This window comes from Psychroserpens ponticola (genome assembly GCF_023556315.2).
Classification (GTDB): Bacteria; Bacteroidota; Bacteroidia; order Flavobacteriales; family Flavobacteriaceae; genus Psychroserpens; species Psychroserpens ponticola.
In genome coordinates, this window is the sequence record NZ_CP116221.1 from 2990001 (window position 1) to 3002789 (window position 12789).

Annotated in this window: 7 protein-coding genes and 1 rRNA gene (1 of these 8 cut by a window edge); 2 read left to right on the forward strand and 6 right to left on the reverse strand. The window is 31.6% G+C overall.

The annotated features are described in order from the left end of the window. The 6 genes from MUN68_RS13260 to MUN68_RS13285 all read right to left on the reverse strand — a co-directional run. Window positions 1–706, reverse strand: a 16S ribosomal RNA gene (locus tag MUN68_RS13260) (it extends 816 nt beyond the left edge of the window). A 524-nt stretch (window positions 707–1230) separates the two neighbouring features. Then, window positions 1231–3177: a putative porin gene (locus MUN68_RS13265; protein WP_249996722.1), complete on the reverse strand. Its 1947-nt coding sequence runs from the start codon at window positions 3175–3177 to the stop codon at window positions 1231–1233. Between the two features lie 121 nt (window positions 3178–3298). Then, a complete protein-coding gene (locus MUN68_RS13270; protein ID WP_249996723.1) occupies window positions 3299–4162 on the reverse strand; it encodes a hypothetical protein in 864 nt (287 codons plus the stop codon). Between the two features lie 26 nt (window positions 4163–4188). Continuing rightward, entirely contained in the window at window positions 4189–4998 is an 810-nt protein-coding gene (locus MUN68_RS13275; protein WP_249996724.1) for a hypothetical protein, read from the reverse strand. A 13-nt stretch (window positions 4999–5011) separates the two neighbouring features. Next, complete coding sequence (locus tag MUN68_RS13280; RefSeq protein ID WP_249996725.1) at window positions 5012–6433, reverse strand: RagB/SusD family nutrient uptake outer membrane protein; 1422 nt, start codon at window positions 6431–6433, stop codon at window positions 5012–5014. A gap of 14 nt (window positions 6434–6447) precedes the next feature. Further along, window positions 6448–9507 (reverse strand): SusC/RagA family TonB-linked outer membrane protein, encoded by a 3060-nt coding sequence (locus MUN68_RS13285; protein ID WP_249996727.1) that lies wholly within the window; start codon window positions 9505–9507, stop codon window positions 6448–6450. A 203-nt stretch (window positions 9508–9710) separates the two neighbouring features. Between MUN68_RS13285 and MUN68_RS13290 the strand changes: the two genes are divergently transcribed. Together MUN68_RS13290 and MUN68_RS13295 are read left to right on the forward strand one after the other, a co-directional pair. Continuing rightward, complete coding sequence (locus tag MUN68_RS13290) at window positions 9711–10313, forward strand: ribonuclease HII (protein WP_249996728.1); 603 nt, start codon at window positions 9711–9713, stop codon at window positions 10311–10313. Between the two features lie 27 nt (window positions 10314–10340). Next, the gene (locus tag MUN68_RS13295) at window positions 10341–12773 is read left to right on the forward strand and encodes a ribonuclease HII (protein ID WP_249996729.1); all 2433 of its coding nucleotides are present in this window, start codon (window positions 10341–10343) and stop codon (window positions 12771–12773) included. Window positions 12774–12789: the final 16 nt, after the last annotated feature.

Genomic DNA, 12789 nt, shown 5'->3' on the forward strand with positions numbered 1-12789 from the left:
ATGTAATATCTATGCATTTCACCGCTACACTACATATTCTAACTACTTCATAATAACTCAAGATAACCAGTATCAAAGGCAATTCTACAGTTGAGCTGCAGACTTTCACCTCTGACTTAATTATCCACCTACGGACCCTTTAAACCCAATGATTCCGGATAACGCTTGGATCCTCCGTATTACCGCGGCTGCTGGCACGGAGTTAGCCGATCCTTATTCTTACAGTACCGTCAGAGCTCTACACGTAGAGCGGTTTCTTCCTGTATAAAAGCAGTTTACAACCCATAGGGCAGTCTTCCTGCACGCGGCATGGCTGGATCAGAGTTACCTCCATTGTCCAATATTCCTCACTGCTGCCTCCCGTAGGAGTCTGGTCCGTGTCTCAGTACCAGTGTGGGGGATCCCCCTCTCAGGGCCCCTATCTATCGCTGTCTTGGGGTGCCGTTACCACTCCAACTAACTAATAGAACGCATACTCATCTTTTACCGATAAATCTTTAATTAATATATGATGCCATATAATAATACTATGAGGTATTAATCCAAATTTCTCTGGGCTATCCCTCTGTAAAAGGTAGATTGTATACGCGTTACGCACCCGTGCGCCACTCGTCATCAAGAGCAAGCTCTCATGTTACCGTTCGACTTGCATGTGTTAGGCCTGCCGCTAGCGTTCATCCTGAGCCAGGATCAAACTCTTCATCGTTAAATTTTAAGTCTTACGACTATATCTTAACAACTAATCGAAATTGTTTAATTTCAGTACTCAAAATGGTCTATTCTTTTGTCTCGAAAATTATCGTTTCCAATAACTCTCTTACGCTGTCAATTCAATATGTTAATGAACTTTTTATCTCTTTCTTAAAACGTTTATGCCTTAAGCGGGTGCAAATATAAAACCCTTTTTTTATTCTCACAATACTATTTGCTTTTTTTTTGAATTAATTTTTAACCCTTTAATAAACCGCAAATATCATATGAACTTTGCTAAACATATCTCGCTTAGCGGGTGCAAATATACAACCTCTTCTTTCTTTCAACCAAATCTTTTGCTGTCTTTTTTTTAACTATTTTTTATTCATCATACTAATACCTCATAATGAACATGTTAAATCAATAAAAAAATATTAACCACTAGAACAAAACTGTCAGTATCAAAATAATTAATCATATATAACTTATTATTGTATCTAAGGTTTTTAGATACTATCTTAAAAAGGAAGAAATTAATTATAAAAAGAAATCCCAAACTAGGCCAAAGCGTATTGCAAAATCTCTATATGGGTAATTTGGTGCAGAAAAATAATCATAACCAGTAAAAGCAGCATTAAAATGTTCAGCCTTAAAAAAGATACGTGTTTGTCTTATTTTCGCATTTAAAAAAAAATCTAACCTAGGGAAATTTCCAATTTCTGTGTCATTTTGCACATAGAATTCAGCCAATAACGGATCATATGCATCCATATAATATTCAGAAAAGTAATTTAGTGTAACTCCTGTTTGAAGAAATAATGCTTTTTTAAAAAAATGATTAGAATAATACAAAGTATTCCTAGAAATAAAATCAGGAACATTAACCATATTATCTCCTTCTATAACATTTTGATACATTATAGTATTCTCTAGGGCAAATTTTCCATACTTAATTTCTTTATTGATCTTAACCCGCAAGTAATTAATTTGATCCGAAGATTGAATTGAATTAACTCCTTCATCTATTTTAGTAAAAAAAGTATAATTATCAATATTAGTATAATCAAAAGTAAGATTTACAATTTTGGCTGAATTTAATTCAAAAAGAAACTGTCTCGTATTTACATTTTTATAAGTATCAGAATTACTCCAATTATAATTAATATAACCACTTTTATATAATAAGTGATTAAAACTAGGTGCAGAGGAGCTAGTAAATAAAGATGCTTTCAACTGAAAATCATTAGTGAATTTATATTGAGCATTTGCGTTAAACATGTCACCTTTAATATCTCCATTCAAATTAAATTTTAACTCACTAGACACAAACAACTTTCCAAAGTTATTAGAATATATTCCACCTAAAGCAAACGTACTTTCTTTAATCCTGTTTGGTAATGTTTCATTATCTAGAATAGTTACGCTATTGTAACCATAATTATAATTATGGTAATCCAAATTAAACTGAAAATTACCCAAAACTTGGTGTTCAAAATTAAGATAAAAGCGATTATAAAAATCCTCAAGTGTCGTTCTATCTACAATAGAACTAATGAAGGCTTCTCCAAAGTATTCATTTTCTTGAGTTTGATCAAATTGATAATATTTATCTTCAAAAGAAATAATTTGACCTGCTCTTAAAACATTAGCAATGGAATCTGTTGAGTTAGAAAACTTATATTCATGTTCTAGATAAAAACGTTTTCCTCTGAGAATACTTTCAGCATTTTCAAACTGAGGATCAAATACTGCTCTATCAATAAAATCTTCGTTTCCAGATTCAAAATTTTGAATATCTTCATCTTTAATCCCTCCATTTTCTTGATTTAATAGATCCTGGGTTACAATATGAGCTCTAATATTATATCTATGATTCTTGGTGTGAAAATTTGTAGTAAACCTTAAATTCCCAGTACTAGTCAATATGTGTTGATAATTACCAAGAGACCTTAAACCTTTATATGCAATCGAAAAATTAAATTGAGGAGACGTATTAACAGAAAAAAAGGCATCAAGAACTTGCCCTTGTTCAAATGCAGTTTTAAAAAACAATTCTGTAAAAGGTGTAGGAACATAATAATAATTAATATCCTCAATCTCCATATAATTAAAATGACGTGCTCTAGCACCAAACAAAGGTAAAGTTGACTTACTTACTAAATTCTTACTTAAAGAATTATAAGTTTGTCCAATATTAGAAAATGATATTAATTCAAAGTTATCTTTCCTAAGGTAATTAAACTTATAATCTTTGCGAATTGATAACGTCGTATCGACATAAGTAGTGTCTCTTTTACTAGATATTATCAAATATTGCTCTATAGAGGCTTTCTCATTATAAATATCACCCTTTTTAGATTTTGAATTAGAAAACTTTGAAGTATCTAAAACTGACTCATTTTGAGTTTGAAGTTTTTTTACTTGGTTTTGAGAGTAAGACGTTAAACTTAATAAAAATAGAGTAAATAAAAATAGTATTCTCATAATCGTCAAATATACTTTTATTACTAATAAATAAATCTTAAAAGATTAATAAATTACAATATTTAAAACAAAAAAAGCGCCTAAGGAAACCTTAGACGCTTTTTATATAATTAACTATAGCTTATAGTTTTGTTAAAGAAAATGATGATGAAAATGGACCACCACATGAGCCATTTGGATCTTCAGTATAATTTATAAGGAAAAAACTATCATCAGCTAAATCGTACATATCCGCAGCTTCTAAATTATCAATAAAAATGTAAGGCACATCTTCTGTACAAAATATTCCTGGATCAACACCAGCAAACTTTAAATTTCCACAGCTTAAATTTAAAACTACAGTCTCAACTTCTGAATTAAAAGCCGGCAAAGAAGGACTCATAAATACTCTTGCAGTCGGATCTTCTGGATCAGTCATTATAGTTACAGTTCCTGAAGCGAAATTTTCTGTTCCGTTAGCTGGACCTGTTGTAGCATCTACATCAGAAATTGCATATTCACCTGCCATATATTCGTCTGGAATTGGGCAATATCTAACCACAGTAAGAGTAAACACACTTCTATTTTCAAGAATTGGTGTATTATCTTCTATCTCAACTAAGACAAACTTAACCGTTTTTCCATTTAAAGTAGATGATGCATAATCACCTGAAAGAAGTTTAAAAGAACCAACTACTGAATTAGCTTCAATAACAAAAGTATTGCTAGCCATTGAGTAATCTACACCTTCAACAGCTTCTGAAGTAGGATCAGTCATAATTGTATATGTTCTTGCAAATGACTTCGAATCAGATACACCTACAATTACATCGTAAGATCTTGAAGCATCTTCTTCTACTAATAATGTCCCTGTATTAACAGGTGCAAAGTATGCAACATTCTCTCTATTATCTAAGAAACTTGTATCATCGTCTGAACTATCACAAGAAACAAACACGAGTAATGCAGCGACGAATAAAAGTCTAAAATTAAATATATATTTCATAATTTTTATATTGTTTTAAGTTATAATTATTGAGGTACGTATGTAGAAACTCCGTTCTCACCATATCCAGTACATGACCAAGATGTAGTAATAACACCTGTTAATTCATCAACTGAATTGGTTCCATTTGGTACAATATCTCCCCAAGGATCTACTTGATCACTCCAAGTAATAGTACCACAAATATCTTTAAACTCTAAATCCATACTTGTTGCATCTGTTCCGTAATTATCTGTATAAGGACCTCCATCATATAATCCTCCTGAGAAATCTTGTACAAAATAAAGCCCATCACCTAAATCTTCTATATCCATCATTTGAGTATGAACATCGAAATCTGGTAAAAAGTCATGGAAACCATATGTAGTAGTTACTTCATATGTTCCACCTAAATCAGAGTCACATAGTTTAAAAATTCCTAAAGTATATGTTGTATCAAATAAAGCTGTAGTATCACCTGTTAAGTTTAAAACAAGTGTAGAACCTGTTTCTAAAGCACCTTCAAATAAACCACCAATTTCTAATGTTCCAGAATATTCTCCTGCTGGAATGGTTACTGAATTAGAAGCTAAAGTAAATTCTACATCTTGTACTGCTGTAGAAATATCAGTATCAATTGAAACTGAAAACGTTCTATCTGAATTAGTAGCTTTAGAAGACACTACTTCAATAGTCGTACTTGGGTTATCAAAAGTAACAAATAAATTACCTGATGTTTCTGTAAAGTACGTTAAAGTACCTCCACTATATACATGTATATCATCATTATCATCTTCACATGAAAACATGAATAGAGATAAGACAACTGCTGTTAATAATAAAACTGTTTTTTTCATAATTTATTTTTTTTTAGTAACAAGGGTTTTGTGAAGAAGCTGGGTTTACATTAATTTCTGTAACAGGTATAGCTAATTCAAACTTACAATCTCCTGCTGGCAATGTTGTGAATAATGGAGTTGAACCAGTACCATCTGCTAACTGTCCTGCATTAGTTCTTTGGATTGGTAAACCTTGACGTTTAATATCAAAAAATCTATGACCTTGAAAAGCCAACTCTAAACGTCTTTCTAACTGAATTGCATCTTTAAGTGCTTGACCAGTTTCTCCTCCAGAAGGAGCAACATATCTTTGAGCTCTTACTAAATCTAATGCAGCTAAAGCTAGACCATCTTGATTCATTTCTGCTAAAGCTTCAGCCTTGTTTAACTGAACTTCTGCAGCTCTAATCACTTTAATATCTACAACACCTGCACCAACATTAATTGAACTGTTATTGTGAATGATTACGTGGTTATAAAGAACTCCATCAAATGGTGATTGTTCAATAAAAGTACCAGTTCTAACATCCTGAGCAGTATATAAATTAAATAAACCAAAATCACATACATACTCAGAGAAAATTCCTCCAGATAATGTTTGACTATAAGGTACTGCTGTAGAAACATCAGTATCAGCGTCAAGATTTATAAGTTTAAATAAAACACCGTCATTACTAGAATCATTCCAGATACCATTAAAGTTTCCAAATTCAGAAACTGAAGTCGTTACAGCATTTGCAGCATCAACAGCTTCTTGATACTGACCATTGTATAAATACACTCTAGACAATAAACCATTTACAGCATCAACTGTAAAACGTTCTAAACCATTATCAGGTGAAATTTTAGTACTAGCAGTTTCTAAATCATTAATTACAGAAGTGTATACTTGAGCAACTGTATTTCTTGCAACTGTCTGACGAATATCAGAACTAGTCATTACTGAAATACCTAATGATGCATTAGCACCTCCATCTTGTGTTGGTATCTTACCAAACACGTTATTAATATCAAAATGAGCCAATCCTCTAGCAGCTAAACATTGAGCTTCAATGTTATCTTTTTGAGCTCCAGCAGGTAATTTATCTATATTTTCTAAGATAAAATTAGCATGTTGAACTACATCATAAGCATTAGCCATGAAATTAGCTCTTGTATTATTAGGATTGTATCTCCACTCATATGTTGTTCTTTGAGTTTGTCTTGCGTCTAAATTGATGATTAAGTTATCAGCTAATACATCAGGAAATGACATGAAGTCAGCTCCATAGTAAGTAGATTCAATCATCATACTATATAAACCATTTACAGCGATTTCAAAATCACCTGGATTATTTAGTGCAACTTCTGCACCCACTGAAGAAAATGGGTTCAGATTTAAGTTATCTTGATCACACGAGCTCATGAATACCATGGCAAATATCGTGCTTAAAAGTATTGTGTATTTTTTCATCTTTTTCATATTTTTTAAAATTGTATATCAAATCCAACTGCTATAGTAGCTGTTGTAGGATAACTATATAAAGCAAACTCTCCAGGAATTGTACCTACAGCTGCTGTTTGAGTTTCACCTGAACCGACACCAACTTCTGGATCACCTTTAAATTCTGGCGCATATGTCCATAAGTTTGTACCTGCAGCATAAATTCTTACGTTATCTAATGCCATAGCATCAGTAAAACGTTTTGGTAAACTATATCCAATTTGTAATGAACGTAATCTAATATAATCACCTTTTTGTAAGAATCTATCAGATGTTTGACTAGCATCAGCAGCAAATCCAGCTGAAGATGGTCTTGGTAATACATTTGTATCTCCTGGATTTCTCCAGTAGTTAAATGCATCTATTCTTTGGTTTTGACTTTCAATACCATCACCATCAGCTAACATGTTTTGCTCAGGAATGTTATAGATGTAATTTCCAACTTTCCAGTAGAAATTAGCATTTAAATCCCAACCTTTATATTGAACACTAGTACCAAAACTACCATCCATATCAGCAAAAGGAGATTTACCTGAAAGTGCAACTTCGTTACCTGCAGCAACATTTGTTACATTACCATCAGTATCTAAATATAAAGCTTCACCATTTGCAGGATTAACTCCAGCATAACGTGTTAAGAAGAATGTATTTACTTCTTCACCTACTCTTAATACAGAATAGAAATTGGCAGATGTAAACAAATCACTTTCATTATCAGGAGTATTAGGATCATCAGTATTAACTAACTTAGTAACTTCATTATCATAAAGGTTTAAGTTCGCATTTAATGTCCATCTGAAATCTTCAGTTCTGATAACATCACCAGCCAATTCAAATTCCCATCCTTTGTTTACCATTTCACCTAAGTTACCTGTAACAGTTGGTCCACCAACAGAGAAAGGTAATTGTTCATTTAATAGTAATTCTGAAGTTGTTCTGTTATAGTAATCAACTAAACCTCTTACTCTATTATTAAGTAATCCGAATTCAATACCAACACCATAGTTACTATTCTCTTCCCAACCTAAGTTTGGATCACCAAAGTTAGCTGGTTCAAGAGTATTTACACCATTATAAGCAAAATAACCATAAGTAGTAATTGAAGCATAACGACCAATTTGATCATTACCAGAAGTACCATAAGAAGCTCTTAACTTTAATGTATTAATAGTATTACTCTTAAAGAATGCTTCATTATTAATATTCCATGCTAAAGATCCACTCCAGAACGTACCATACTTAGTATTAGCACCGAATCTTGAAGACCCATCACGTCTAATAGTTGCTGTTGCAATATATCTATTATCATAGTTATAATCAACATTACCAGCTACAGAGAATAAAGCATATTCGCTTCTAGTTCCACCTACAGAAGCAGGAGTTGCAGCCACATCTAATACAACAGGACCTCCAACTACGAAACCATCACCTTCTGCTAAATAAGATCTAAAGTTATTTCTAACATATTCTGTTAAAGCAGTAACTTCTAAATTATGCTTTTCTCCAAATGTATTAGAGTAAGTCGCTTTATTTAACCAAGTCCAAGTAAAATCAAATGAACCATTGTCAGTTCTACTACCAACAGGATCTCCATTTACAATTATATCTAAAACAGATCCAGGCTGTAAGAAATTCTCTCTTCTATATTGGTCATAAATACCAGAAACTTGAGTTAAGAATTTTACATTTTCATGTAATTTAAAATCTAAATACATGTTACCTAAAAATCTATTATTAAATCTAGTCGTTAAATTCTGTCTAAGTTCAGCTGATGCTGGATAACCTGATGAAGTTGGGTTTAACGTTGGCTCATTGTTAGCGTCCAATACTGGATCACCATTAGCATCTAATACGTAAAATGACTCATATGGGTTATAATCATACATTGCTCTAATTGGATTCTGAGCATTGTTTCTATCTCTTGGATCCCCTGTTTTCATACTTGAAAAAGACAAGCTTGTTCCAACTGTTAACCATTCTTTAGCATCATAATCAACGTTTAAACGACCAGATGACCTGTTATAACCATGAATATCTTTTATGATACCAGAATCTTCATCATATCCTAAAGAGAAGAAATAACGCATACGTTCTTCACCACCTGAGATAGACACATTAAATGATTGTTGTAAACCATCTTGTAATAAATCATCTTGCCAGTCATGATCAAGAGCTACTAAAGCTTTTAATTCAGCATCAGAAGAAATTGATGCACCAGTTCCAACTCCCAATTCTCTTTCGTATTGAAGTTTTTGAGCTGCGTTCATCATTGTAAAGTTATCTTTAACTTTTCTACTACGTCCTAATCTTGAACTTATTTTGATTACAGCATCTTTTCCTTTCTTACCACGTTTAGTAGTAATAAGTACAACACCGTTACCACCACGAGCACCATAAATAGAAGTTGATGCAGCATCTTTCAAGACACTCACAGATTCAACATCATTTGGATTAATCGCGTTAACGTCATTTTCATTTACTTGAGCTCCATCCACTATATATAATGGTTGGTTACCAGCATTGATCGAACCAATACCACGCACTCTAATAAATGCCGTTTGACCAGGCTTACCATTTTGTGCAGTAACCTGAACACCTGCAGCCACACCTTGAAGCATATTATCTATACTTACTGATGGTGCAATTTTTTGCAAATCTTCTGAGGTAACATTTGATACTGCAGAAGTAAGCTCATCTCTAGATTTAGAACTGAATCCTACTACAACAATTTCTTGAAGGGTTTCAACATCTTCATCCATTACCATATTAATTGTATTACTAGCAGCAACTACAACTGTTGCTTCTTTCATACCTAAAAATGAAAAAACCAATGTTTCTCCAGTACTTGCTTTAATGGTATAATTACCATCAAAATCTGATTGAACTCCCCTTGAAGTTCCTTGCACAATTACATTCACACCAGGCAATGGTAAACCATCTGCCGCTGATGTAACTGTTCCAGTGATTGTTTTCTCTTGTGCAAAAGAAAATTGCATCACAAACGCCATAAAAAGCGTCATTAACCATGTTAACTTTAATTTCATAAAACAATTATTTGAGTTAGTCTAGCGCAAACATCTTAATAATATATTAAATAAACAAGTATTTTTGCCAAAAAAATGTTAACAACCTAACAATTAAAATGTTCATTAAATAATTGCACAACCAATGCTTTTACTGACTTTAAGATGCATTAGTTTCTAAAAGGTTGCGTTAAATTTTTAACTTTGTCCAAACTTTAACATTATTGAGTCTTTTAGCTAACTTTTCAGAATTAGATTTAGAGTGCGGAACTGACGAAGCAGGAAGAGGCTGTTTAGCAGGACCTGTAACGGCTTCAGCGGTTATTTTGCCTTTGGATTTTACAAATATTACTTTGAACGATTCAAAACTCCTATCAGAAAAAAAAAGAGATCATTTAAAACCGATAATTGAAGAAGCATCAATTTCATTTGCGATTAGTCATGTCTTTCAAGATGAAATTGACAGTATCAATATTTTAAATGCATCAATTTTAGCCATGCATAAATCTATTGAAAAATTAAATCCACAGCCTAATTTTATTATTGTTGATGGAAATAGATTTAAACCTTTCAACTCCATACCTCATCAAACCATAATTAAAGGCGATAGTAAATTTCTTTCTATTGCTGCAGCTTCTGTACTTGCCAAAACATATAGAGATGCTTATATGGCTAAAATTCATGAAGAATACCCAATGTACAATTGGATTCAAAATAAAGGCTATCCTACTAAAGAACATAGATTAGCAATAAAAAAATATGGCATTACTAAATACCATAGAAAATCTTTTAGATTATTACCTGAACAATTTAAATTAGAACTGTAACTTTTTATATTTGTAAAAACCTTTTCAATGAAAAACATATGGTTGCTAATTGTGTTCTGCATTTTAACTTTAGGTTGTCGAAGTGATAAAAAAACAGCGTCAGACATTTTTAGTTACATTCCAGAAAATTCATCAATAATTATAAAAACTAATTCTTTAGAAAGTTTAAAAAGTGCAGTTAATAACAACACTTTAATTAATGAACTTCTTAATTACCCTCAAATTCAAGATTTAAATAAAAAACTTAAACCCATTACATTCCTAAAACCAGAAAGCGAATGTTTTATCACTTTGTCAAAAGATCAAAACGACAGCCTAGAAATTAGTTTTATTACAAATTACAAATCTTCCGTTTTTGAAATAGATTCAATTCCGAATTTAACCTCTGAAACATTTACCTCAAAAAATAAGTCCATATCTAAATTAGAAATAAATAACTCTATATTCTATACATCGATTACAGATAGTATTTTATTTATTTCAAACCGATTAAAATTGGTAGAAGCTTCATTTAATCAAAAAGAATTAGATCTAGAGACACAAAATCTACTTAACGTATTGAATAAAAACAAATCGGTTTCTGTATTAATAAACCTGAAGCACAATACATTTAAACCTTTAAATTTTAAAGATTCAAAACTAAACGCTTCTCAGATTTCAAATTATCTATTTCTGGAAGGAGATATTTCACAAAATGACATTCATTTAAATGGCATTACTAAAGCAACTGATTCTACCAAAAGCTTAATCAATATATTTAAGAATACTATTCCTCAAGAAAACAAAATAGCACGCGTCATTCCATTTGACAGTGATTACTTTTTAAGTTTCACGTTTAGCGATATTAAAATATTTGAAGAACAATTATCTAAATTTAATTCAGCAGATTCCTTAACTCAAGACTTACATCTATTTGAAACAATAATTGAAGCTGGTTTTTTTGAAAAAGACAATAAAAGAGCTATTATTCTTCAATCTATCGACGCGACTACAACTCTAGAAAACTTAACACAAAATAGCAATTCGACTTATAGATCAATCGCTATTTATAATTGGGACAATGCCCAACTTACGAGTAAATTATTTTCACCTCTAATTCCAGAAACAACAATTTCTTATTATGCTAACATTGAAGATTTTTTTATTTTAACTGAAGACATTGATTTCTTAGAAACAATTATTGCAAACGTTCAAAACAATACGACACTTGCAGAAACTGACCGTTTTAAAGACATGATGCTAAATCTAAGTGATGAATCTTCTCTTTTTGTATATGCGAATGAAAAGGATTTAAATACCATAATGGATTTGAATTTTAATGCCGATAAAAACTTAAATTTAAAAGCCTATAAAACTTCGGCCATTCAATACATTTATGACACCGATTTTGCCCATGTTAATGCCCTATTCAAAACAAACAAATCAAGGGTTAGAAATAACGCAATAATTGAAGATATAAATATTACAATTGATGCAAGTCTATTAAACGAACCTCAACTCGTTAACAACCATACCAACAATCAAAAAGACATTGCAGTTCAGGACATCAATAATAATCTTTATCTCATTTCAAATCAAGGAAAAATCTATTGGAAAAAACAACTTGACGGAAAAATACTTGGAAAAATCGAACAGATTGACATGTACAAAAACGGACGATTACAATTAGCTTTTGCGACATCAAGTAAATTGTATGTTTTAGATAGAAATGGTAAAGACGCCTCTCCTTTTCCTTTACAATTTAATGATAAAATCACACAGCCACTTTCTGTTTTTGATTACGACAAAAAAAGAAACTACAGATTGATGGTTACCCAAGGAAAAAACATTTTAATGTATGACCAAAGAGGTAAAATTGTAAGTGGTTTTACCTATAAAGCTGCTAAGAACAACATCAAAACACAGCCAAAACATTTTAGAGTTTCTAGAAAAGATTATATCGTTTTTGCAGATGGCAACACCATGGAAGTTTTAGATCGTGTTGGAAAAAGAAGAGTTCGTGTTAAAGAAAATATCGATTACTCTGACAATGAAATTTTTCTGTATAAAAATAATTTCACGACTAGTAATTCTAGCGGTGAATTATTGGAAGTTAATCAAAAAGGTAATGTAACACATAAAAACCTAAATTTAAGCGAAAAACATTCCATTACCACAACTAGCAAAACATTAGTGACTTTATCAGACAATAAATTAACGATAAAAACAAAAACTATTAATTTAGATTTTGGAGATTATACAGCACCTAAAATATTTTATATCAATGATAAAATATACGTTACAGTAACTGATTTACAAGCTAAAAAAGTATATGTATTTGACAGCCAAGCAAAGCCTATAAACAACTTCCCTATCTATGGAAATTCGTCAATAGAAATGGATGATATTGACAATGATAAATCTATCGAAGTTATTGTTAAAGGTGATGATAATTCAATCATTATTTACGAAATAAATTAAGGAATTCACGACTTAA

Coding starts and splice junctions, on each gene's coding strand:
- MUN68_RS13265 (WP_249996722.1), bottom strand. CDS start 3,177: ATGAGAATACTATTTTTATTTACTCTATTTTTATTAAGTTTAACGTCT.
- MUN68_RS13270 (WP_249996723.1), bottom strand. CDS start 4,162: ATGAAATATATATTTAATTTTAGACTTTTATTCGTCGCTGCATTACTC.
- MUN68_RS13275 (WP_249996724.1), bottom strand. CDS start 4,998: ATGAAAAAAACAGTTTTATTATTAACAGCAGTTGTCTTATCTCTATTC.
- MUN68_RS13280 (WP_249996725.1), bottom strand. CDS start 6,433: ATGAAAAAATACACAATACTTTTAAGCACGATATTTGCCATGGTATTC.
- MUN68_RS13285 (WP_249996727.1), bottom strand. CDS start 9,507: ATGAAATTAAAGTTAACATGGTTAATGACGCTTTTTATGGCGTTTGTG.
- MUN68_RS13295 (WP_249996729.1), top strand. CDS start 10,341: ATGAAAAACATATGGTTGCTAATTGTGTTCTGCATTTTAACTTTAGGT.